A 24,240-nucleotide genomic window follows, 5' to 3' on the forward strand; every position below is an offset into this window, starting at 1 on the left:
TAGTATTAAAGAAAAGGTGAACTCAAAAAGTCTTACAAAGAGACAATTTCACGCATTTCCAAATCTGGGCAGTTTATAGTAATTTGATAAAAGTTGACAGGCAAAAATTAAGAATTAATATTGACTTAATATTAAAAACACAGTCTGCAATAAACCTATCACAAAACCCAAAACACCACCTAAAGTAACAATCGCCTGCAATTCATTTTTGACAATTCCTTCAATTGCAGCTTCTAAATCAGCCGGGGAAGTTGATTTTACACGGTCAACTATCACTTCATCTATGGATAAAATTGGGATTGCTTGGGCCACAATTGCTTCTAAATCTTTTTCCAAATACTTCTCTAAAATTAGAGCTAACTCTTGACTCATAACTTCTAAAGAAGTATTTACAACTGGTGAAGTACTAAGACGATTCAGCAGCACTACAGCAATATTTTCCCAATCAACAGAATCAGTTAATCCTTGTAAAAAATCGCTGCCACTGTTTTGCAGGTAATGGCGGACACTTTCGCGGGTGGTCTTTCGTAGCTGGCGCACCGTACCTATTGGCAAGTTTTGTAATGATAAATTTTGCAGTAATTTCCGAATGCGATCGCGGATTTGCAAATCTTGAGTCAATTCCTGCAAGCGAGTATTAGCAGCCTCTTTTTCATCTAAACAAAAAGTTCGTAGCCGGGTGAGAGTATTACGTAAGCCAAATAAATTTGCTACTACCCAATAAGTACCACTGGTTTTTTCCCGGAAGCCTTCATCAATAATTTGAATCGTGCGATCGGTCAAAAAATCAACTATCGTTTGGCGCAGAAGATCCGGCGGTAAAACTACTTGCAACAACCAATCAGCTAGCCGCGTAGCTTGTTCTTCAGTTAGTTGAAATTCTAGCAATATCTGGTCAAAAATTTGATTGATTTGCGCTTCCAAAAAATCTTCACGTCGCGCTAAAACCTTGAGTAATCGTGGCAAGGATTCCCCTAGTAAATCCCGCAAAATTCCCGCTACAATTTTGGCACTTTTCTCGTTTTTATCTGTTTTGATTTGTTCAATCGCCAGCCGCAACAACCAGAGAATTGCTGCTTGCACGCGTTCTGTTTGCAACAAACGCCGTGCCAAATTTTGCAATTCTTGTGGTGTCAAAAGTGACCCCATGATTGTATTGGAAATATTCTTAGCCAAACGTTCCTGATTGCGGGGGATCAATCCAGGGGTGAAGGGTACTCTTCGTCCAGCGATATAAATTGCTCGGTAAGGACGGAACAACATTTTGATGGCTATATCATTTGTGAAATAGCCAATAATTCCACCCAGTACCGGGGGAGACACATAAAGCCAAAGATGAGACCAGTCCACAGGATTTTGGATTTTGGATTTTGGATTTTGGATTCTAGATTATAAATTAGGGATTGAGTATTGGTAATTGGTATTTGGCGGTTATTAATTGTTAGTTGCTTTTTCACTAACCACTAAGGATTCTCCATTACGCATTACCTATTCCGCAGTCCCCAATCCAAAATTGCAAATCTAAAATCTAAAATTTGCTGACTACCAGCACTCCCATCATACCGTTCACAATGGGGTAGTGTGTGGCAACTGCAAAACCAACTTGACGCGCTAACTCTATTTGCTCTCTCCCGACGGGAAAGCGGTCTAAGCTGGGGCTGATGTAAGCATATTCTTCTTTTAAGCCTAAATAATTGGCAACTGGAACCACGAAACCGTCCAGATACAACTGCTGAAAGGCACGTAGCTGAGGATTACTCGGTCGATGAAAGTCTAAAATTGCGGCTTTAGCTCCCGGCTTCAAAACCCGGTATAACTCTTGGAGACTGCGAGAAATATCTTTAACATTTCTTAAACCATAGCCCATTGTTGCGGCATCAAATTGGTTGTCTTCAAAGGGCAAGTTGAGTACATCAGCTTCTACCCAGATGATCGCAGGTTGGGGGTACTGCTTTTGGGAGCGTTCTTTAGCCTTTTCTAGCAGATTTGGGGAAAAATCCACTCCGTACACCTTGCCTGTTGCTCCCACGCGCCGTGCCAAACGTAAGGCTAAATCACCACTACCGCAACACAAATCTAATGCGGTATCTCCCGGTTTACCTGCACTCCATTTTACTGCCATTTCCTTCCAGATTCGATGCTGTCCCAGACTCAACCAATCGTTTAATTGGTCATAAACTGGAGCAATACGGTTAAAAATGGACTGAATTTCGTTAGTCATTGGGTATGGGGCATGGGGCATTGGGCATTGGGCATTGGTTTTTGACAAATGACTAATGACAACTAGTAAGAGCGATCGCCACTAGTTCTGCTGATAAATTAATTAGCATTAATTCATCTTCCCGCAAAGTGCAAGGTTGTTTCCACTGTAGCGACAATACACCCAAAAGTTGATTCCGGTAGCTAATTGGGATCACTAAGTGTGCTTGCACACCCGTATTTTGGTAGTGAATAGCATCAACTAATTTGGTGTCTTTAAGTACATTTAAGGACACTTGCATTTGCCTAGTGGCGATCGCTTCTGTTGTCAGTGGATCTTGAGATAACCAATTATCTATTGTACCTGTATCGCTGTAAGTTCCTTGAGTCGCAATCAGAGTATTTCCATCTGTAAGTTGTAAGATACAGCCTTCTGCCCCAAAAGTCTCACTCACAGCCCTAGCAATTGGAGCAAGAGTTTCCTCTAAGCTAGAAGCTGCTTGAGTTACCTGTACCAAAACACTCAGCAGCGCCATTTGAGCATGGGCACGACGTAATTCTTCTGTACGCTGTTTGAGTAAGTCGTAGGTTTCTGCTGCTCTTTGCACTACTGCCTTCAGTTCCCCAGGATCCCAAGGCTTGGTAATATATTTGTAGACTTGCCCCGCATTAATCGCTTCTACCAAATCTTCAATATCAGTAAATCCAGTGAGAATTATTCTTACCGTATCGGGAAACTGAGGTACTGTCTTGCTGAGAAACTCAGTTCCTTTCATTTCTGGCATTCGTTGATCGGAGATAATCACCGCTACCTCCCCTTCTGCTGCCAAAACTTCTAGGGCGTTCACCCCACTATCAGCTTTCAGAACATTAAAGTCGCGTCGAAATGTGCGATAAAGTAGATCGAGATTATCTGGCTCATCGTCAACTACCAAGATTTTCAGCTTTTTTGGTCGTTCGAGAGTCATCACTTGATATTGGACTTTATCATTTTCAACACTGGGATTATTCATAAGATATTTCCTTTAAATATTCACTCTCTTGTTATATTCCATACCAAGTTTAGTTGAGAATAGCTGAAAACTACCAAGGGTTTATACGGAGTTATCTGGCATATTCAGAAACGTTAATATTGAGCGCTACAGAGAAAATTTGTCGCGTAATTCTTTCCTCCTGCCTCCTGCTTCTCTTATAAGTTTCCCCAGATGAAATCAAGACAGTAGGTCTGGGTAGTTCATAGATTAGAATAATACTTGCTCATGAGGTGTTAATTAACCTCTCAAGTTGAAGCTCGCACTCCGATTATGACTGATCTACCACCCAACGCTCAGAATCCCGAAGACAATGTTACCAACGATGTAGCACAAGAGTTACTGCGACGGCTGAGGCAAAAACAAGGCAACTGGGTGGAATGGGGAGCCGCGATCGCCTCGTTGCTAAAAACTGGTTACAACCCCCAAGAAATTTTTGAGGCGACTGGATTTGAGCCGATTCAACAAAATCAAGTGGTTGTTGGTTCTCAAGTTTACAATTCTTTGGAAAAATTTGGAGTATCGGAAGCAACGCGATCGCACTATGCCACACGCGGCAGTGATGTTTTATACGAACTGCGTTTGCTCACCCAAGAAGAACGCGCCGCCGCCGCCGAACTCATCTTCGTTCACAATGTTGATGCTGATGAGGCACGGGATATAGCAAAAGCCCTGAAAGAGTTCTCTTATTACCGCACTTTACCAGAAGGATTTTCTGCCCATCCTGGTGATGCTGTTGCTCATCAAGTTTGGAAACTGGCACGCCAAAATGCAGATTTACAACAGCGATCGCGCCTAATTGCTAAAGGTTTACGTTTTGCTCACACGCCAGCAGCCAGGCAAAAAATCGAACAGCTACTGACTGATTTTACTACTGTTCCCCAGCGTCCAGCGCCAATTTTACCCTTTTACCGCCTGGAAATTGAAGAACAATTACCGCGAATCTTACCTGTGGTTGGCGAGTTGCCATTGTCACGACAAGACTTGCAAGCTGTGCCCATACTGACAGAAATTGAACCATTTCGGATGGTGAAGTTTTCTGGAGAGCAAGCTTGGATACCATTACCAGGTTGGCAAGTGTTGTTGGCGGCTGAAGATCCAGTAGTGATTTTAGCGAATAGCGATCGCTTCCCTATCCAAACCCAAAGCCAAATAGGGCCAGTTGTAGTAGTTATAGATCGTGCCCAACGAGAATGGGATGCCTCTAGCTACTTTGTTGTTGAAAATAGTGGTCAATTAGATTTTCAATGGTTTGAAACTGAGCCAGAAATTCCCTTATTAGGACAAATTATTATCATCGTGCGTCCTAAAAAAAATTCTGGATGAAGAATTAACTAAGGATTCATGGCAGATTGACGAATAAATTCAATTTTAGACAGGGCTAACTGTGTGATGTGATCTATTAATACTGTCCAAATAGCGCATAGTAGACGAGGCATTAGTTGAATTTTCTATTTGGTCAATGCCGCCAGTTACTTTAACTCTCTTAAGCAGAGCAAGGCACTGGCTTCCCAATGCCTTGTCTAAGCTCTTTCTTTTTCATCAAAGATAGAGAACAGTATTTTTTCAGATAAAAATATCATAAAATTTAAATAAATTTTCAAATCATTTTTAATATAATCCACGAGAAGAATATTAACAAATGTATAATTCAAGTAAAATGCTTAAGAAATTAAGTATTTTTTTTGTTATTTTATTTTTTCCGGTATCCTCTTTTATTACCACAATTATTAGGTAAAAAAACGAGTTACTATTTTTTTTGATTTAGTTTCTTGAAGAATTGCGAAGTCAGAATTCATTAGTGAGGGATTCAGAACTATCACTAATTGGAAATTTAATGGGAAGAAAACAAACCCAATGAATTTCTGTTGATATAAATGACTTAAAGATTGTCCAACATTTCTATCACTCGTTTGTCGCTGAACAAGGAGTTTTCCAAAAATGTCTCTAACTAAACGTTGCTTGGCCGAATTCATTGGTACATTGTGGCTTGTCTTAGGTGGTTGTGGTAGTGCTGTTATAGCCGCAGCCTACACCGCAGATGCAGCAAAAATCAGCGAAAGTACTTCTTTTCCACTAGGTATTGGATTAGTCGGCGTATCTTTGGCGTTCGGGCTTACCGTACTCACAGGGGCTTATGCTTTTGGTCATATTTCTGGTGGCCATTTCAACCCAGCTGTTTCCTTCGGACTGTGGGCAGGTAAGCGTTTTCCGGGGTCTGACTTACTACCTTATATTGCTTCTCAAGTAATCGGTGCAGTTGTTGGTGCAGGCATTATCTACCTAATTGCGAGCGGCAAAACTGGATTTACCCTGACTGGCTCTAACCCATTGGCCACTAATGGCTACGGGACTCACTCTCCAGGTGGTTACACCCTGTTTGCTTGCTTCCTTAGTGAAGTTGTCATGACTTTCATGTTTTTATTGATTATTCTGGGTGTGACTGATAGCCGCGCTCCTAAAGGATTTGCACCACTAGCAATTGGTTTTGGGCTTACTTTGATTCACCTGATTAGCATTCCTGTAACCAATACCTCGGTTAATCCGGCCCGTAGTACTGGAGTTGCTCTATTTGCAGGTGTACAAATGTTTTCACAAGTTTGGCTGTTCTGGATAGCTCCGATTTTGGGGGCTATTTTAGCAGGATGGTTATATGTAGCCGTCTTTAGTGAATCAACTGTGGGCGAACGGCAAAACATCAAAGAGCTAGTTTAAAAGTCATTTTCAACTGTACGAGTTAGCTTGATATTTTTTGCTTTCCACCGAGAAGCTTAGAACCCCGACTTCTTCAAGAAGTCGGGGTTCTTTTTGTTCATAACTCATTTAGGATTGGGATATCAACAATCTAGGAATTTTGGATTAAAAATCACAAAAGATTATCATCTATTTAAAATATAAAATTTAATATGTCTGACTCTAAATTTACTGCTCCTGTGGCTCAAGAATTACTCCACTCAGAATTGTTGGAGCGATCGCCTACTCTTTCTCTGCGCGAGAAGATTCTCGCAATCCGCAACAGTCTACGCCCTGGACAACAACAAATGGCTGACTGGCAATCTGGCCCTTTGGCTATTTCTGCCGTTCCTGGTGCAGGCAAATCTACGGGGATGGCGGCGGCGGCAGCGATCGCGATCGCCCGTCAGTATGAGCGTTCATCCTTTCGCCGTCAGCTGGTAGTCGTTACTTTTACTCGCTCTGCTGCTGCCAATATTAAAGCGAAGATCCGCAAAGATTTAAAGAAATTGTCTCTACCTCAGACCGGCTTTTTTGTCTATACTCTACATGGTTTAGCGTTGAATATTGCCGGCCGCCATCCTGATTTATCAGGTTTGCAATTAGAAAATGTCACCTTAATTACACCAACCCAAAGTCACCGTTTTATTAGAAATGCTGTAGAACAATGGATTGTAAATAATCCAGATATATATTTGCGGTTATTAGAAGGTCATCAATTTGACGGAGAAGAGACAGAAAGGTTGCGTCGCCAATCGGTACTGCGAACAGAAGTATTGCCGGAATTGGCAAATACAGTAATTCATGAAGCAAAAAGTTCTGGGATATCGCCACAATTGTTGCGGGAGTGGAGTAAAGAAACCACAGACGAATACGCAATTTTGAGCATAGCGGCGGGATTGTATGAGCAATATCAAAACTTAATGCGATCGCGTGACTTCATTGATTACGACGATATGATTTTAGCCGCACTGCGCGTTTTAGAAAATGACAGTGCCCGTCGGATTGAGCAAAATCAAGTATTCGCCGTCTTTGAAGACGAAGCCCAAGATTCTAGCCCCCTACAGACGCAGTTGTTAGAAATTTTAGCGAGTGATGGGGGAGAAGAGGCAGGGGGCAGGGAGAGAATAATAACTCCTCAATCATCAGTCATCAGTCATCAGTCAACACTCAACTTGGTACGAGTTGGCGACCCTAATCAGGCGATTAACTCTACCTTTACCCCAGCCGATCCGATTTATTTTCGGCAATTTTGCGAAGAGTGCGATCGCATCGAACGATTGGCAACGATGGATCAAGCTGGTCGCAGTACTAGAATTATCATTGAAGCTGCTAACTTTGCCCTCAAATGGATCAATAGTCAGTGGTTAGCAACAACCAATAACAAACAACAAATTCCTGACAACCGACAAGTACCATTTCGCTTACAGACAATTCGCCCTGTGGAAGTTGGCGATCCTCAACCTAACGCCAACCCCGCACCAGTCGGACGAGGACTAGAACTTTATACCCCGCGTGATATTCATCACACCGTTGAATTATTATCTCAAAGGGTGATTGAGTTATTTGGCGAAGACCCAACACAAAATAGTGCAGCGATTTTAGTCCGAGAAAATCGCCAAGGACGATGGTTAGCGGAGGCTCTGACACCTTTGTGCAAAGAGCATAAAATTATACTCTACGATGTGGGAGAACGCGATCGCCGTTCCCATGTCCCTCAAGAAATTTTGGCATTATTGCAATTTTGCGATCGCCCCCACTCTCCCGATTACATCAAAGCCGCCCTAGAAGCATTAGTACAGCGCCAATTAATTCCTACTCAAGACCTCAACATCCTTGCTAGTTTACCAGAAGAGTTTTTGTATCCTGGCCCCCTAGCAGCACCCCAGCCAGAAACAGTACAAAAAGCCGCGCGATTATGTCGTAGTTTACTTCGCGCTCGCTTGGAATTGCCCTTATACCAGCTAATTTCCTTTCTCGCCCTGACCTTAAATTACGACCAAGCAGAATTAGCAACTGCTGACAAACTCGCAGAACGGGTAAACCAGCAGATAGCTGGCAATAGTTCGATGGGGGGAATGCTTTCAGCTTTAAGTGAAATCGTCAGTTCTGAACGATTTGAACCAGTGGAAACCGAGGATTCAGAAGAACGTTACACTCGTCGCGGTCAACTGACAATTATTACCATGCACAAAGCCAAAGGGCTAGATTGGGACTATGTATTTCTTCCCTTTCTCCACGAAAACTTGATTCCTGGTAGATTTTGGGTTCCTCCCCAAAGCCAATTCTTAGGCGACTTTACTTTATCAGAAGTAGCCCGCGCCCAAATTCGCGCTACCCTCCACGAAGAATCTATCATCCCGGATGTTAGTCAGGCATGGGAGGTGGCAAAGAATTTGAAAACATCTGAAGAGTATCGTTTGCTCTATGTTGCTATGACACGAGCAAAGCTTTTGTTGTGGATGTCTGCGGCACAGAAAGCCCCCTTTACTTGGAGTAAGCCAGACAATTTACAAGAACAAGCGCCTTGTCCAGTTTTTCCAGCATTAAAACGCCAGTTTCCTGAATATGTGGTGAATTCGACTTTATTTAAAATGAGCAACTAAGTTTTCTTTATCCGACAGAATGCTGGTTTTTTAGCTGAAAACAGAAGAAGCCCTACAGAAGTTTCAACTTAGGCGATCGCATTGCAAAAAATAGATCAAGTTGAGAAGGTGGTTAATGCTGTATAATTAATTGTCATTAATTATACAGATTTCTTTGGACTAGAAATGAAGCCTGGATAAGGGTTTCAGGTATTTACATAAATCGCAAGGAATCGTGATTATGAAAAGATATGTATTGGCGCTAGCGTTGACAAGCTTGGTATCGTGGGGATTTGGGCTTACTGAAAACAATTCTGCTGGGGCTGTTTCTCGCTTAGACACCACCCAATCGTCCCAAACACTCCAGGCGCAATCAAGTAACTTGCCGAGAGCGATCGCCCATAAAATTTTATGGGATGCGTCCAAACGTTCCGGTGTACCTAGACGAGAATTACAGATTATTCAAGTGACATCGAAAACTTTTGGCAATCCTTGTGAGTTCAATTTTGGCGAAATCTGCACCAGGGAATACAACCCCATTCAAGGCTGGGAAGTAGTTGTCAGAGTTCGGCAAGATTCGTGGACTTACCGTGTAGATAAATCTGGAAAACAAATTGTTTTAGATCCCAAGGTGAGCGCTTTACAGATATTGCCGAAAACGATCTCTTATGCAATTTTGACCGATGCTTCAAACCGTTCTGGGGTTGCAATTGCTGATTTAAAAATTACTAAAGCTCACCAAGAACCTTTGGAAATTCCTGCATATTTGGCTTTGGTGAGTTTGCATTCAGATATTCGACCCCATTGAGGGCTGGGAAGTAATTGTCAAGGTTAAAGGCCAATTTTGGACTTACCATGTCAATAAATCTGGTTCGCAAATTGTTTTAGATCCCAAAGTTACCGTCATTAAGAAAAATTAATTGAAGAAGAATTCAGGAGTCAGAATTCAGGAATCAGAATCAAGACGCTCGATAGCGCAGCGCTTGCCTCACGTAGAGAAGGCTTTACGCTGTACTATCCACCAGTCGCAAAAATTCCAGTCTGTTAGCAGTAGCGGGGCGTTTAGCCCATTCTGGCTCCTGACTCCTAAATTCTGTTTTCATATCAATGGCTTTGGCTTTTTCCCATCTTCTCACACCGTGCTTTAACCATCACAGCACGGATATAGTCGTTTTTACCATTAGTATAAGCTTCGCGATCGCTACGAAAACTTGCCGCCAAATCGCGTTTTAGAGCTTCGTAAACTTTGCGCTGACTCAGAATGCTTTTATTTAATTGCAGTTATAGCAATTTTAATAGTATATAATAATGGATCGTGTCGAATCAAAGCTAGACCATGCCTAAACTAAAGACTCGTAAAGCCGCGGCAAAGCGATTCCGTGCTACCGGTACCGGCAAAATCGTCCGTCGGAAAGCGTTCAAAAGCCACCTTTTAGAACACAAATCTTCTGACAAAAAGCGTAGCATGCGTCAGAGTGCGCTTGTACATGAACGCGATGAACTTAACGTGCGCTTGATGCTCCCATATTTGTAAGTATTTAAGGAAATAAGTTATGACTCGGGTAAAACGCGGTAATGTAGCTCGGAAGCGCCGCAATAAAATTCTCAAACTAGCTAAAGGTTTTCGCGGTTCCCAATTCAACCCTGTTTAGAACGCTAACCAACAAGTGATGAAGGCGCTACGGAGTGCCTACCGCGATCGCAAAAAGAAGAAGCGCGATTTCGCCGCCTTTGGATCACCCGCATCAACGCTGCTTCTAGGCAACACCGGCTTGAGCCTATAGCCAGTTGATCGGTAACTTGAAAAAAGCTGATATCCAACTCAATCGCAATGATGTTGGCACAATTAGCAGTCCTCGATCCAGCTAGCTTTGGTAAAGTTGCTGAAACTCGCAAATCAAGCTAAAGGATAAAGGTGGCAAGGGATGTATAACAGATGTAACAGATGGCAAGTAATTACTCGGTTAACATCTGGTATTATCCGCCACTGTTTTTTGGATTTTTTGCTGTTCCATAGTGGGGACAGGATTAACTGCATCTGCTGCCGAAATGTCAGAAATTCAGCAGCAGGGGTATCTAACTGTTGCCGTTAAAGATAACTTGCGTCCTTTGGGATTTAAAGATGCTAAAGGTAATTTGCAAGGCTTAGAAATTGACTTGGCAAAGCGTTTGGCAGTTGACTTGGTTGGTAAAGCTGAGGCTGTCAGATTCCAACCTGTAGCGAATCGCGATCGCTTATCTGTAGTCTTAGACAAGAAAGTTGATTTTGCGATCGCTAGAGTCACAGCAACCGAGTCACGCTCTCGTATAGTTAGTTTCAGCGTTCCCTACTATTTGGATGGCACTGTATTAGTTACAAAAGATACCTCTTTGCAAAAGTTGAGTGATTTGGCAAACCAAAAAATCGCCGTACTCAACAGTTCCAGCACCATTGCTCAGGTGCGGTACTATGTGCCAAATGCCGAGTTAGTTGGCGTTAATTCTTATGAAGAAGCGCGAGAGGGAATAGAAAATAATGCCGTCGTCGCCTTTGCCGCAGATACTAGCGTTTTGAGCGGTTGGGTGCAACAATATCCCCAATATCGGCTACTACCAACCAAGCTGTCAACTGAACCTTTGTCTGTAGTAATGCCCAAGGGATTGCAATATGATGAGTTAAGACGAAACGTTAATCAAGCGATCGCTCGTTACTTAGAAGAAGGTTGGCTCCAGCAACGCTCTCAATATTGGGGTTTACCGTAAGTTTGTCATTAGTCATTTGTCATTAGTGAATAACCAAGGACAAAGGACAAATAACAATAAACTGATAATAGATTACAGAAGCAACTTTATAATATCTGTCTTTGCAGCAATGGATAATAATCTAGCCGTTGTTTATCTCTCAATATTGGTGGGTGTACTCACAATTGCAGCCGTGGCTGTGTTTCGCCAGATTTTCAAAACTCGCAAGGTTGAAAGCTCTTTTGCAAAGTTGCGAAAGAAGTTAGAGAAAGAAAAGGGTACAACTCAAGAATATTATGAGTTAGGCAGTATTTATTCAGATAAAAAACTGTATTCCCAAGCGATTGTGCTATTTCAAAAAGCTCTCAAAACTGCCGAAGAAGAGGGAGAAGAAAATATCGCCCCCATTTACAACGGGTTAGGCTATATTTATTTTACCCAAGAGCAATATGACTTAGCAATTCGTCAGTACAAAGAAGCTCTCAAATCTAAACCAGACTACGTGACAGGATTAAATAATCTTGGTCATGCCTACGAAAAGAAAAAATTAACTGCTCAGGCGTTACAAAGTTACGAAGAAGCACTCAAATTAGCTCCAAATAACCCTATTGCTAAACGTCGTGCTGAATCTTTACGTCGGTTGGTTTCGGCATAAAGTGGGGATTGGGGATTGGGTATTAGGAAAGATTTGCCAATGTTTTCTAGTCGCCAGTCCGTAATCCCCAGATATTAACAAATTAATTTAACTTTAGCCTCTTAATTTCTCGGTTTTCAATCTTAGGCTTGGAAATAGATAACTATAAGTCTTTTGTAAAAATGTACAAGATGATTAAGCGGCTGAAGCGTTTTTTATGGTTATCTATTCCTCTTATTTTCGTCATTTCTATCTCACTCGGATTAATGGAAAAATTGACGGCTCAACAGCCTTCAATTTCCCACCCTCTCAGTTCGCTAACTGAGGCAGAAATTAATACAGCTGTTTCAGCGATCAAAAGTGAGAAAACTTTGAGCGAAATGGCAGCTTTTCCACTGATTGCTTTACAAGAACCAGATAAAGAAGAAGTTTTGAAATTTACACCGGGTAAAGCTTTTCAACGAAAAGCTTTTTTGGTAATCTATGAGCGATCGCTCAATAAAACCTATGAAGGTATCGTTGATCTCAGAAGCAAAACCTTAAGTTCTTGGAAAGAAATACCGTCAGTTCAACCTGCGCTGGTCAGCTCAGAATATGAATTAGCAACTCAAGTGGTTAAAGCCGATTCCCGATGGCAGAAAGCGATGCAAAGGCGGGGAATTACTGATTTTGATCAAGTCAAAATTAGTTGGTGGGCGCCAGGAATCTTGAGCCAGAAGGAAGAAGCAACAGGTAATCGTCTTTGTCGCGGCTTATTTTACTACAAAGGCAAAGGCTGGAACTATTACGGTAGTCCGATTGAAGGAGTGGTAGCAACAGTCAATTTGAATACGGGTAAAGTTGCTAGCTTGGTTGATAGCAAAAACGTACCTTTCTCTAAAGAAAATTGGAACTACGATGTCAAATCCTTGGACAAATTACTTTCACCACTTAAAGTATTAAAGATTTTCCAACCTAATGGTCAAAGTTTCCAGATTCAAGACAATGAAATTAGCTGGCAAGGTTGGAAGTTTCGCTATTCAATGCATCCTCGTAATGGATTAATGCTGTACCAAGTAGCGTACAATGATGGGGAAAATATTCGACCAGTTTTATACCGCGCTAGCCTCTCAGAAATGGTAGTACCTTATGGCGATCCTGAGCCTAATTGGTCATTTAGGAATGCCTTTGATGTTGGCGAATATAACCTTGGTGTATTAGCAAATACGATGGAATTAGGTAAGGAAATTCCCGAAAATGGCGTGTTGCTAAATGCTGTGTTTGCTAATGAGCAGGGAGAACCTTATAAAATACCAGGGGTTATCGGTATCTACGAGCGCGATCGCGGAATGCTGTGGAAACACTATGAATATAATACTCAGCGTAATGATGTCCGTCGCAGTCGAGAATTAGTCATGAAGATGACTGTGGCTATTGACAACTATGATTACAGCATCAATTGGATCTTTCACCAGGATGGGACTTTGGAAGTCCAAAATGAGTTAACGGGTATCGTATTGGCGCAGGGAACGGCTGCCCAAAAGCAATCTGAGGATGATTCTTATGGTCGGTTAATTGCTAAGAATATTTTCGGAGTAAATCACCAGCATTTTTTCAACTATCGCTTAGATTTAGATGTCGATGGTCAGGCTAATTCTGTGATGGAAATGAATGTGAAAGCTTTGCCGATGGATGAGAAAAATCCTTTAGGAAATGCGATCGCAGTTACAGAAACCCCACTAGCAAAAGAAACGGTTGCTGTGCGCGATTTGGATATGAAAAGCAGTCGGCAATGGATGATTGTTAATGCAGATAAAAAGAATGCTCTGGGTGCTGCGCCTGGATATATGCTGATGTCTGGAGGAAACTCCATGTTTTTCCCTGTAGAAGGGTCAAAAATCCGCCAAAGGGCAGAATTTGCGACTCATCACCTTTGGGTAACAAAATATAAACCTGCTGAACTCTATGCTGGCGGCGATTATCCCAACCAAACTCAACCCGGACAAGGTTTACCAAAATATATTGCAGATGATGAGTCTTTGCTGGGTGAAGATATCATACTGTGGTACACAATGGGCGTAACTCATATTCCGCGATCGGGAGGATTGGCCGGTGATGCCTGTTCACAGAGTGGATTTCAGCTAATTCCTAGAGGATTCTTTAGCCGTAATCCAGCGATAAATTTGCCAGAGTAAAATATTCGTTTTCTAAAGTTTCCTTAGTTCTGTTTTTTCGTAATCTGTAAACCTGTAACTTGAATGCTGATAAGCTTATCCTAGGTCAAATACTGGCTAGTTTTCATTCATAGGATACCTCATGAATTTTCCAGAAATTAATATTCCCGGTGATGGCAAGCTGCACGCTCGTCTAATTACTTCCTTGGGTGAAATTGTAGTTCGTTTAGAGGAAGAACGAACCCCCAACACCGTCAAAAATTTTGTCGGTTTAGCAACCGGAACAATCGACTGGAAAGACCCTAAAACTGGTGAATCCGGTAAGGGGACTCCAGCTTACGATGGCGTTCGCTTTCACCGAGTCATCCCTGATTTTATGATTCAGTGTGGCGATCCTCTGAGTCGTTATCTAGATACAGCCAACCGATGGGGTACTGGTGGCCCAGGATATCAATTTGAAGATGAGTTTCATCCAGAATTGAGACACACTGGTGCAGGTATCTTGTCAATGGCTAATGCCGGACGCGGTACTAATGGTTCGCAATGGTTCATTACAGAAGCACCAACGCCTCACCTTGACAACAAACACAGTGTTTTTGGTGAAGTTGTCCAAGGTCTAGATATAGTCAACAAGATCGCGAATGTGCCTACAACTAGAGATCGTCCGAATCAAGAAGTGGTGTTACAAAAAGTAGAAATTTTTCGGCAGTAATTAACACCTCGGTTTGTAGTAAGGACTTTAGTCCTTATTACAAACTTGCTTACCCATCGAGATTTTGCAGCCCCATCGCAATCTTACTGTGTTTTTCAATTTGCCCCATCACTTGTTTTGCCCGTTGAATCACTACGGCTGGTAAACCCGCTAATCTCCCCGCTTCAATTCCATAAGATTTATCAGCACCTCCTGGTTGAACTTGGTGCAAAAAGATAATTTGGTCGGGTAATTCTTTCACCGTCACCTGATAGTTAGCCACATTCGGTATAATGCTGGCCAGTTCATTTAATTCGTGGTAATGGGTGGCAAAAATTGTCCGTGAGCGAATATCTACTGCTATATATTCCGCCACTGCCCAAGCTATGGAAAGACCATCAAATGTTGCTGTACCGCGACCAATTTCATCTAATAATACCAGCGACCTAGATGTAGCATGGTTGAGAATATTTGCGGTTTCATTCATTTCCACCATAAAGGTAGATTGACCAGTTGCTAAATCATCTACTGCACCGACACGGGTGAAAATGCGATCGCATATTCCCAATCTGGCAAATCTAGCTGGTACAAAACTACCAATCTGCGCCATTAACTGAATCAATCCCACCTGACGCAAATAACAACTTTTGCCACTGGCATTTGGCCCAGTGAGAATAATTAAATCAGGTGAGGGGAAACTCCTCTCCTTCTCCTCTGCGTCCTCTGCGCCTCTGCGGTTCGTTTCCTCACTTCCCAATTGCGTCGAATTCGGCACAAAGAATCCCGCAGGTAAAGACTGTTCCACTACCGGATGACGACCATCAACAATGTTATCTCCCTTCCCGGCAACATTTCGGGACGACAGTAACCTTGATGCACCGCCAACTCAGCTAAACCACACAACACATCTGCCGCCGCTACTGCACGAGAGAGATTGCGAATTACTTCCGCCTCTTGTGCTACTTCTTCCCGCAAACGCCGTAAAAATCTCATATTCCAACTGATTTAAATCATCTCGCGCCGTGAGAATCCGGGCTTCTCGTTCTTTTAAATCTGGGGTGATGTAAACGTTCCTCATTGGTCAGGGTTTGCTTACGGATATAATGAGCGGGTACTTGGTCAGCTTTGGTGCGGGAAATACTGATATAGTAACCGAAGGTTTTGTTAAACCCTACCTTCAGTGTGGAAATTCCTGTCTTAGCTCTTTCATCAACTTCCAAGTTGGCAATCCATTGTTGATCAGCCTCTACGGTCGCCTTTCTTTCATCCAACAGGGGATTTATACTAGGACGAATTAATCCGCCTTCTTTAATTAGTATGGGTGGCGACTCTACAAGATGCGCGTGTAACTTCTGTGCTAATTCTTCCAACACACTTGGACTTTCTGCAAAGCTTTGAGGAAAGGAGAACGCGTTTCAACTACTAAATTGGATAATTCTGGTAAGCGTGAAAGGGAATCTGCCAAAGCCACTAAATCTCTAGCATTCGCTGTACCAGAACCCGCCCTTCCTGTAAGGCGTTCTAGGTCATAAATTTGGCGTAATAACTGCCGTAAATCTTGACGCAGGGGCGTATTTTCCATCAATTCTTGGATGGTATCAAGGCGGGCGCGAATACCTTTAATATCGAGTAGCGGTTGCAACAACCATCGCCGCAAAGCCCGCCCACCCATCGCTGTACTAGTTTTATCTAACGCCCAAAGTAGGGAACCGTGAAAAGTGCCATCCCGGACGGTTTGGGTAATTTCTAAGTTACGGCGGGTTTGATTGTCAACTATTAAGTAGTCGGTGACAGTATAGCTGCGGAGTCTCTGAAGAGTGACAGGGTTTTCTTTTTGAGTATCTTCCAAGTATTCCAGAAGACCACCGGCTGCACGGACGGCGAGGGGAAGATGATCGCAACCGAGTCCTTCGAGCGATCGCACCTTAAATTTCTGCAATAATCTAGGTCTAGCTTCACCTTGGGAAAAGGGAAGTTGTGATCGCAAACTATAACAAAATGATGGTGGCAAACACTCCGGGAGATGGGGCGAACTTTCTCCTGGACGCAGCAAACTACCCAAATCAGGCGCATTTGTCGGAACTAACACCTCTGAAGGTTGCAAGCGCATTAATTCTTGTGTCAAATGTTCTAAATCACTACCTTGAGTGGTGAGAAATTCGCCTGTAGATATGTCTGCATAGGCTAAACCCCAATGATTGGCGGCAATTACTACTGCTGCTAAGTAATTATTGCGGCTTGATTTGAGCATTCCTTCTTCTAGCAAAGTGCCAGGTGTAAGAATGCGCGTTACTTCCCGCCGTACCAATCTCCCAGCAGCTTCAGAAGCATCTTCCACTTGGTCGCAAATTACCACTGCGTAGCCTTTTTCTACTAGCATTGTCGCGTAGCGTTCCCAAGCGTGATGCGGAACACCAGACATCGCCACTCGTCCTTGCTCTCCAGCTTGCTTACTAGTGAGAACTAATTCCAACTCTTGCGCTAGTTTTACGGCATCTTGGAAATAGCATTCAAAGAAATCTCCTACTCGATACAGCAATACTGCGTGAGGATATTTATCCTTCGTCTCGACATAATGTAAGTACATTTGACTTAGCTTACTGCGATCCACCTGTAGATGGTCAGAAATAAAAGTACTTGCATCAGGCTTGGTAGATGGAGTTTCAGAGTGAGAGGCGGTCATAGATGCTATCGAGTTACGCACGGAAATTCCCCAATATCCGATGATAGCTTGATGTTAGGGGTGAATTGCGATCGCTCAAGGATATTTTACCTTTTTGTTCGACTACTACGACGCGTAGGTGCTGGGGTAGCTGGTTCATAAGCCTTGAGTCCCCCATCGCCCGTAAAAATTTCTACTTGAAATGTACTACTGGTTTTGGCGTAATATTCAGCCACAGTCTTAATTGTCGCATCTCCGATAGAAATCTTTCTAGATGCTAGAGTAGGCCATTCAGTAGCCAACTGTTTCAATTGTTCTGAATTCCAAAGTTCACCCACTTGAGTTTCAAAAACTCCCCAAGGTATAACTCCATCTGCTACTTTCACTAAAATATTACCGAAAGCTTGAGCAATTTCATATCGCTTAGAGTTAGCTTGTGCAATGTGATTACCAGTTTCTATAATTGTTGCTATTGGTAGTATAAACTTTGCACCTTGTTTTTCTTCTAATTGAAAACGGGTCTCAACTCTTTTTTTATCCCATTTATCATTATCAGAACCACAAGTCTCTTTACCAGGAACACCCAAGTAGACGCAAAGTATTGATGTATCAATAATCAAAACCTTTCTCATATTTAATTTTACTTATTATCAGCAAGGCTATTTTCAATTGCGCCTTTAGTCGCTAGTCTGCCTAAAGTGCCTGATGCTAATAAAAGAGGAAGATTTTCAATATCTTCTAAAAGAGTAAGTTTGCTTTCTCCAGTTTCTTTATCGCGGTGTGCGACAACCATAAAAGGAACTATCTCTGGGCCTAAAGCATCAAGTAAAGCTGGGTTATGGGTAGTTACTAAAATATCAATTTTTCTTTTACTACCAATTTCACGTAGTATTTTTATCAATAATTTTGCACGCGAGGGATGAAGACCATTAATCTATTTCTTCAATTACTAGTTGACTATCTTCTGGTCTAGTTAATAATGCTGTAATAATTGCTATAACTCGTAAAGTTCCGTCGGACATAGTTCTAGCATCAATCTCTGTGATGTGACCAGGTTTCCACTGTTCTTGACAGTTAAAGCATGGCATCAGTACCAAACCTACCTACTTTTTCCGTCCATACTTTTTGAATATCACCTTCAGGTAAATCTTTGATATCGTTAGATAGAGTGGATTCAGCTTCAGTTTTTTGTTCTTCAGTTAATGCTGCTAACACACCAGCAATGTAGATCCATCACTTTCTAGCTGTCAGATAGTGGTGAATAATTCCGTATTTTAGAGGGAATAGAGTCTAATATAAATATACTTTCTAGACTTTGAGAAACAACATTTATTGCTTCAACCATTTTCATCGAAAGTCCTATTAAAACTGGCTCAGTACAGACTGATTGCGTCTAAAATCTTGTGATTTTATGATATTTGTATCATAGAGGTTTACAGTAATACTGGGAGTATGAGATGATAGGTTATCTGTTTGGAATAACTTTTCTTCATATACTTCTTCATGATTGTTCAAACTATGTTTAATTAGCACTAAAGACTCATTTAAAAGCTGCGTATGCGGTTTAGTTTCAATAGTAATAGTGTAGAGGTAATCAGTTCTAGCATACTTTCCGTTTACTAAAACGTTGAGCGTAAATTTAGTTTCTTGGTTTAAGTGCTGCCCATTCTACACCACCTCGAATAGAACTAAGCGTTTTATCTCCTGCTAAGGCTGCTTCAATATTTTCACCTCTAGCAATTCTTTGTAAAAATTCCAAAGCTTCAATCACATTAGATTTACCACTTGCATTTGTACCAATCAGAACGGTCAATGGGTCAAGTGGAAGCTCCGCATAACGAAAACTTTTCCAGTTTTCTAAGATGAGTTGCTTAAGCATGATCAACTCCAAAACTCTACTTACTTAAATTTAGCTCTTAAGAGAAGCGATCGCTTAAGGTTTCTTTACCCCTTGGTGCGATCGCTTCTAGTATGTAGATATACTTATACCTTTAACACCGATAAAAACTGTGCTAACTTACTTGCTTATCTCCTCAAACTGCGGGGGTCAAGTGCATCTCTCAATCCATCACCGAGTAAGTTGAATGCTAGCACTGTTGAGGATAATTAACACAGCAGGCGGCCAGATTAACCAAGGTTGCAACACCAAAATTGAAGCATTGCTAGCTAGAGAAAGCATATTTCCCCAAGAAGGGTCTGGTTGTTGAATACCCAAGCCGATGGAGACTCAGTTATCGCTTCTGCACCAATAAAGCTAGGAATTGCCAGAGTAGCAGAGATAATTACATAACTAGCCGTTTGTGGCAAAACGTGGCGAAGGATGATATAAATTGGGTTCCCGCCCATCGCGCGTGCCGCTTGCACAAATTCTCGCTCTTTAATTGATAGTACCTGTCCTCGAATCACCCGTGCTAAACCAGCCCAGCTAATAACCGAAGTAATCACCACAATCAGTAAAAAGCGCTGGGTACTGCTTAAGCCAGCTGGTAATACTGCTCCCAAAGTCACTAAAAGATAAATACTAGGGAAAGTCATTAGTACTTCTGCCAAGCGCATAATGACACTATCAGTTACACCGCCGAAATAGCCAGAAATTCCCCCGATGAGCAAACCGAGGGGATAGGTAATAATAATGCCAAAAATGCCGATAAACATACTGATGCGACCGCCATGCAGGAGGCGACTAAATTGGTCGCGGCCTTGGTCATCAGTACCTAAAATGTTGAATTTTGCCCCAGTTGTTGTGCCAAATAAATGCCAATTTAAGGGAATACCCGAAAAGATTGTGACTTCATCCCATTTTGGAGGTAATGGCAAAGTCATCTGCAACAATCGGTATTCTGGCCCGGAGACAAATAGACGCAAAGGTGAGGGCTTTGTTGAGTCTACAATGATTTGGCGATCGCCTGTTTCTAAATTCGTATCTCCCTGAGTCGTCGGGTAAATATACGGCCCGGTAAATTGCCCTGACTGAGAAACCCAGTGTATCTTAGTTGGTGGCAGCAGTGAACCATTAGGCTGTGAAGCATAGGGGTCATAAGGAGCCACGAAATCTGCTGCAATTACTCCTATATAGAAAAGTAACAGCAAAATTGCCCCAAATCGTTGCCAAAGGATTTTTCTTAAGTCGTCGCCACCAATCCATAGTAGTTAGGGGTTATAAGTTATGAGTTATGAGTTATTAAGTTTTTATCTTAATTCATAATCCATCATTAATAATTCTCAACTACCAGTTCTGTCAATTTGGGATTTTAGACTGAAGGATACAATCTAAAATCCCAAATTCAATAACTTCTAATTCGCAACTCCTAACTTCTCTAAATACCGTTGCTGTTCTTCTTGTTGTTTTTCGTGTTCCACAACAAACACGTTTGAATAGAGATTAGCGAGAATTTGTTTTCCCTGTTGTGTCAATGATAGATAATGCAGTCCCTCTTGGATATAGGGATATACGCCATTCCAATAAAACTTAGCGTAGTTATTGCGTAAATCGGCAGGGGTTTTATAGCCTAAAACCTTATTTACACCAGTTTCTTCAAACTCGTAAAATAAAGAAGTAATTTTCTTTAAGTAACGTGGGTCACTTAGTTGACCAATCAATTCAGCAGCACGTACTAACCCTGCAAAGCACTTTGTATCTTGATGGATCTTCTGCCGCAGGTACGCGGTAAATCGAGTCAATTCAATATTGCTCTTAATTGCCTCAGCAATCTATTAACTTGTGACCCTCCAAAACGCTCATCAATAAAAAGCTTGGCTTCTATCAACATGATATGGCGTTAGGCTGGCATCAGAAGCCCCCGGAGCGACAGAAATCATTTTGCCATTTTTACCTGTGGAGTATAAGCCTGCTCCTTCTCGGTCTTGTCGGCAAACTCCCTTAACGTAGCCAATATCATGATCTCACTAAGGAAATTATACAATGCAACCAGTCTTCACTAGAAACACCGCCTTCCCTAATGTGTTTACCACGTAAGATTTCTTGTCCCACTAGGGTGACTAGACGGTATGCTCAATCATTGTGATAAAGAGCGTCACTATTGGCAATGTTTTCCAAAGGCCATGTTACCAGCCCAGGCGATAATATCCTGATAATCATTTTTGAAGCAGCCATAAGTACGACGGTAGCCTTCTCGAATTTCATTTACAAAGGCATCAATTAAGATTTCAGTGCATTGAACATATCTGTTGACTCTGGTAAATACCAATTATTTATCGATTTTATTGATTGATTAATTTCAAAATTCCATAATCAGGGCTAGCCTTGGAAGATGTTTGAAAAGTGGTGGCGGAGGTATTCAAAACTCTAGATTCTCCTAAAAAAGGACGACTTTGAGAAGGTTATTTCCCCTTTTTTAGGGTTGTTTGGAGGATATTGATACACCGCGAGACTTTTTAAACAACCTCTGACTGGAATTAGCGCAATGGAGTTTGCTCTTTTGTAACTCACATATAGCTGTAGACGCTAGCTTGATCTATACCTGGATTTAAATGTGGATAGCTTTCTGTCTAGACAAAAGCTTTAGAGGAATGGCACTAAGATAAGTCCAAAGTATTGTGTTGCCTCGTTCCCCAGAGGGCTGCTGCCTCTGATTAAGCCACTGGAGGCAGAGTCTCGCAGGATCGGTTAAGAGCCTGAAGGCTAGGAAGCAAGCAGGGCAAGGGCTGTGTCTTAACTTAGTGCCGTTAGGTTTGAGAGGAATTATTATGTTGCGTAAAGAAACAATTTTTTTGTATATTCAAGTACACTTATTGTCAAATTCTAATTAGATAAATCTAGATTAGTTTTATCAGTCTTTCATATCTAACGCTTGATTGACAGTGATCTAAATACAGATAATATGTGACCTAAAGCAGCTAGATGAGATAAGATAATTTTTTTTATCATAATCTTTTGAAGCAATTTTCTTAGTAATTACTCGTGGCTTAGGAGTTTTATTAGATACTGGCGCATTTAAAGGACATTTACTATGGAATACGTCATATAGGAATCCGGTTTGATTACTGAAATTATTTGCGTAGGCTGGGAGTGGGGAATAGGGAGTGGGGAGTAGGAAAAAAGACTTTTTGAGTGTACGGAGTTTTTTCAAAAATCAAATATGAGTCCTATAGTTGAGATGAAATAAATAAACTTCAAGTTTTTTTAAGAAAATACCAAGATTGGGATGCATAGACAGAAAGTGGAGGTGGGACTTTGAGCGATGAAAGTTTTTCAGAAATCGAGGTGGAAGAAGCTATAACCTCTGAAGATAGGAGTTTTTTGAGCAAATCAGATCAAAAACCAAGCAGGGTATGGTTGAAGCCATTATTCTTGGGCGCTGGCTTAGGAATTGCGATCGCTCTTGGTGGTATGGGTGTATTAAGTCGTTTCACATCCCGTCAACAAAGCGCGGTAGCGGATAAAAAAGTTAACCCAGCAATGACAGTCACTATCGCCACAGTAGAAACTGCCCGTGTTGTCCGTACTCTTAAAACTACTGGGACAGTAGCAGCGCGTGATTTAATTCCGGTGTTACCACAGACAAACGGCTTACAAATCAAAAGTATCCCCGAAAATGTGAAAGAAGGAGCTTTTGTCAAAAAAGGTCAAGTGTTGGCGGTGTTAGATGGTTCCATACTGCAAAACCAAATTAGCCAAGCAAAGGCAGATGTGGAATCTAAACAGGCAGATGTGGAATCCAAAGAAGCAGATTTGGCATCAAGGCAGGCGGATTTAGCATCAAATAAAGCAATAGTTCAGCAAAAAAAAGCAGATTTAGCTCAAGTTAAAGCAAGGCTAGAAGAAGCAGCCAAAAATTATCAGCGTTATCAACAACTCGCCGACTCTAGAACTATTAGTAAGCAAGAACTCGATAGTCGTTCTTATGCTGTGAAAACTGCCATCGAAGTTGTCAACCTATCCCAAGAAAATGTGCGTAGTGCCCAGGCCATATTGTTAACGCCCAAGCCAATATTGTTAATGCCCAAGCGATCATCAATAAAGCCAAAGCTGATGTCCGCAGTAGTGCTGCAAAGGTGCAACAACTGCAAACTCAGTTGGGACAAACTGTAGTGCGTGCCCCTGTTTCTGGAACGATCGCAGAAAAATTGGCTAGAGTCGGTGATGTCACTGGTGTGCCGTCGCAAACCCAGATGGGTACTGTAATTGGTGGCACACAAAAGCTATTTTCGATTATCCGAGATGACAAACTCGAACTTCAGACGAAGGTTCCCGAAATTCAACTCAATCAAGTGAAAATTGGTGCATCTGTGCAAATTACATCAGATGTCGATCGCCATGTGCGATCGCCAGGACGAGTCAAAGATATACAACCACAAGTCAACGATCCAAGGCGTGAGGCTACAGTCAAAATTGACTTACCGCCAACAACTTTACTAAAACCAGGGATGTTTGCTAGTGCTGCAATTACTACTAACTCAGAGATGAGGATGGTAGTGCCACAAAAAGCAGTGCAATCCCAAGCAGATGCAAGTGTAATTGTATTCACCTTATCGGCTGAAAATACAGTCCGTAGTCAAAAAGTAGAGTTAGGAGATCCTGGTAATGGCGACACGGTGGAAATCAACAGTGGGTTACAGTTAGGCGATCGCGTCGTCGTTGATGGTGCAGGATATCTCAAAGATGGCGACAAAGTACGAGTTGCAGTTTTGGGTACAGATAAGCGATCGCGCCACCAATGATGTCCGCAATGCGATCGCTAGCCGGATTAGTAGAAGTGTCTTCGACTTATGTGTACACCAGAGAGATTAATTTCCCTACTCCCCCTTCCTTAAATATTGTGCGATCGCATTTCTCAATGGGAATCATAACAAACAGATTCACCTGAGTAA

General features: G+C 42.0%; 15 protein-coding genes and 7 pseudogenes. 13 read left to right on the forward strand and 9 right to left on the reverse strand.

The annotated features are described in order from the left end of the window. Positions 1 to 114: 114 nt before the first annotated feature. The 3 genes from ANSO36C_RS13605 to ANSO36C_RS13615 form a co-directional block, all read right to left on the reverse strand. Positions 115 to 1,350, reverse strand: coding sequence for a DUF445 domain-containing protein (locus tag ANSO36C_RS13605; protein WP_251959969.1), 1,236 nt, complete (start codon positions 1,348 to 1,350; stop codon positions 115 to 117). Between the two features lie 178 nt (positions 1,351 to 1,528). Next, on the reverse strand, positions 1,529 to 2,221 hold the full coding sequence (gene ubiE, locus ANSO36C_RS13610; protein ID WP_251960326.1) for a bifunctional demethylmenaquinone methyltransferase/2-methoxy-6-polyprenyl-1,4-benzoquinol methylase UbiE: 693 nt from the start codon (positions 2,219 to 2,221) through the stop codon (positions 1,529 to 1,531). A gap of 52 nt (positions 2,222 to 2,273) precedes the next feature. Continuing rightward, complete coding sequence (locus ANSO36C_RS13615; RefSeq protein WP_251959970.1) at positions 2,274 to 3,212, reverse strand: response regulator; 939 nt, start codon at positions 3,210 to 3,212, stop codon at positions 2,274 to 2,276. Between the two features lie 291 nt (positions 3,213 to 3,503). On the opposite strand from ANSO36C_RS13615, the pseudogene ANSO36C_RS13620 reads away from it, so the two are divergent. The 4 genes and pseudogenes from ANSO36C_RS13620 to ANSO36C_RS13635 all read left to right on the forward strand — a co-directional run bounded on the left by ANSO36C_RS13620 (position 3,504) and on the right by ANSO36C_RS13635 (position 9,356). Beyond that, positions 3,504 to 4,593 (forward strand): annotated as a pseudogene (locus tag ANSO36C_RS13620) (RuBisCO accumulation factor 1). A gap of 578 nt (positions 4,594 to 5,171) precedes the next feature. Then, on the forward strand, positions 5,172 to 5,945 hold the full coding sequence (gene aqpZ / locus ANSO36C_RS13625; RefSeq protein ID WP_251959971.1) for an aquaporin Z: 774 nt from the start codon (positions 5,172 to 5,174) through the stop codon (positions 5,943 to 5,945). A 191-nt stretch (positions 5,946 to 6,136) separates the two neighbouring features. Next, a complete protein-coding gene (locus ANSO36C_RS13630; RefSeq protein ID WP_251959972.1) occupies positions 6,137 to 8,569 on the forward strand; it encodes an ATP-dependent helicase in 2,433 nt (810 codons plus the stop codon). Positions 8,570 to 8,789: 220 nt separating this feature from the next. Continuing rightward, positions 8,790 to 9,356 (forward strand): hypothetical protein, encoded by a 567-nt coding sequence (locus tag ANSO36C_RS13635; protein WP_251959973.1) that lies wholly within the window; start codon positions 8,790 to 8,792, stop codon positions 9,354 to 9,356. A gap of 296 nt (positions 9,357 to 9,652) precedes the next feature. Here ANSO36C_RS13635 and ANSO36C_RS34870 read toward each other — a convergent pair whose 3' ends face one another. Further along, positions 9,653 to 9,769, reverse strand: coding sequence for a hypothetical protein (locus tag ANSO36C_RS34870; protein WP_410174698.1), 117 nt, complete (start codon positions 9,767 to 9,769; stop codon positions 9,653 to 9,655). 115 nt (positions 9,770 to 9,884) lie between these two features. Between ANSO36C_RS34870 and rpmI the strand changes: the two genes are divergently transcribed. From rpmI to ANSO36C_RS13665, 6 genes and pseudogenes are all read left to right on the forward strand, one after another. Then, a complete protein-coding gene (rpmI, locus tag ANSO36C_RS13640) occupies positions 9,885 to 10,082 on the forward strand; it encodes a 50S ribosomal protein L35 (protein ID WP_109007939.1) in 198 nt (65 codons plus the stop codon). A gap of 19 nt (positions 10,083 to 10,101) precedes the next feature. Further along, positions 10,102 to 10,461: pseudogene (gene rplT / locus ANSO36C_RS13645) on the forward strand (50S ribosomal protein L20). Between the two features lie 12 nt (positions 10,462 to 10,473). Next, a pseudogene (locus ANSO36C_RS13650) lies at positions 10,474 to 11,290 on the forward strand (transporter substrate-binding domain-containing protein). Positions 11,291 to 11,399: 109 nt separating this feature from the next. Further along, the gene (locus ANSO36C_RS13655) at positions 11,400 to 11,924 is read left to right on the forward strand and encodes a tetratricopeptide repeat protein (RefSeq protein WP_251959974.1); all 525 of its coding nucleotides are present in this window, start codon (positions 11,400 to 11,402) and stop codon (positions 11,922 to 11,924) included. 170 nt (positions 11,925 to 12,094) lie between these two features. Then, positions 12,095 to 14,077 (forward strand): primary-amine oxidase, encoded by a 1,983-nt coding sequence (locus tag ANSO36C_RS13660; protein ID WP_251959975.1) that lies wholly within the window; start codon positions 12,095 to 12,097, stop codon positions 14,075 to 14,077. Positions 14,078 to 14,198: 121 nt separating this feature from the next. After that, complete coding sequence (locus ANSO36C_RS13665; RefSeq protein ID WP_251959976.1) at positions 14,199 to 14,768, forward strand: peptidylprolyl isomerase; 570 nt, start codon at positions 14,199 to 14,201, stop codon at positions 14,766 to 14,768. A gap of 49 nt (positions 14,769 to 14,817) precedes the next feature. On the opposite strand, the pseudogene mutS reads toward ANSO36C_RS13665, so the two are convergent. From mutS to ANSO36C_RS13705, 5 genes and pseudogenes are all read right to left on the reverse strand, one after another. Then, positions 14,818 to 17,430 (reverse strand): annotated as a pseudogene (gene mutS, locus ANSO36C_RS13670) (DNA mismatch repair protein MutS). A gap of 86 nt (positions 17,431 to 17,516) precedes the next feature. Then, positions 17,517 to 18,041 carry a hypothetical protein gene (locus tag ANSO36C_RS13675; protein ID WP_251959977.1) on the reverse strand — a complete coding sequence of 175 codons (525 nt, stop codon included), beginning with the start codon at positions 18,039 to 18,041 and terminating at the stop codon, positions 17,517 to 17,519. 8 nt (positions 18,042 to 18,049) lie between these two features. Next, positions 18,050 to 19,288 (reverse strand): annotated as a pseudogene (locus tag ANSO36C_RS34875) (AAA family ATPase). Positions 19,289 to 19,434: 146 nt separating this feature from the next. Further along, positions 19,435 to 20,554: pseudogene (locus tag ANSO36C_RS13700) on the reverse strand (ABC transporter permease). 149 nt (positions 20,555 to 20,703) lie between these two features. Next, positions 20,704 to 21,617, reverse strand: a pseudogene (locus ANSO36C_RS13705) (Npun_R2479 family HD domain-containing metalloprotein). A gap of 986 nt (positions 21,618 to 22,603) precedes the next feature. Between ANSO36C_RS13705 and ANSO36C_RS34205 the strand changes: the two are divergent. From ANSO36C_RS34205 to ANSO36C_RS13715, 3 genes are read left to right on the forward strand one after another with little or no spacing between them, the layout of a single operon-like run. Next, positions 22,604 to 23,461, forward strand: a complete 858-nt coding sequence (locus ANSO36C_RS34205; protein ID WP_323374583.1) for an HlyD family secretion protein — start codon at positions 22,604 to 22,606, stop codon at positions 23,459 to 23,461. Next, entirely contained in the window at positions 23,383 to 24,090 is a 708-nt protein-coding gene (locus ANSO36C_RS34210; RefSeq protein ID WP_323374600.1) for an efflux RND transporter periplasmic adaptor subunit, read from the forward strand. The genes ANSO36C_RS34205 and ANSO36C_RS34210 overlap by 79 nt, the downstream gene beginning before the upstream one ends. After that, positions 24,087 to 24,236 (forward strand): hypothetical protein, encoded by a 150-nt coding sequence (locus tag ANSO36C_RS13715; RefSeq protein WP_251959982.1) that lies wholly within the window; start codon positions 24,087 to 24,089, stop codon positions 24,234 to 24,236. The genes ANSO36C_RS34210 and ANSO36C_RS13715 overlap by 4 nt, the downstream gene beginning before the upstream one ends. Positions 24,237 to 24,240 lie beyond the last annotated feature (4 nt).

This window comes from Nostoc cf. commune SO-36, from assembly GCF_023734775.1.
GTDB classification, from domain to species: Bacteria; Cyanobacteriota; Cyanobacteriia; order Cyanobacteriales; family Nostocaceae; genus Nostoc; species Nostoc commune_A.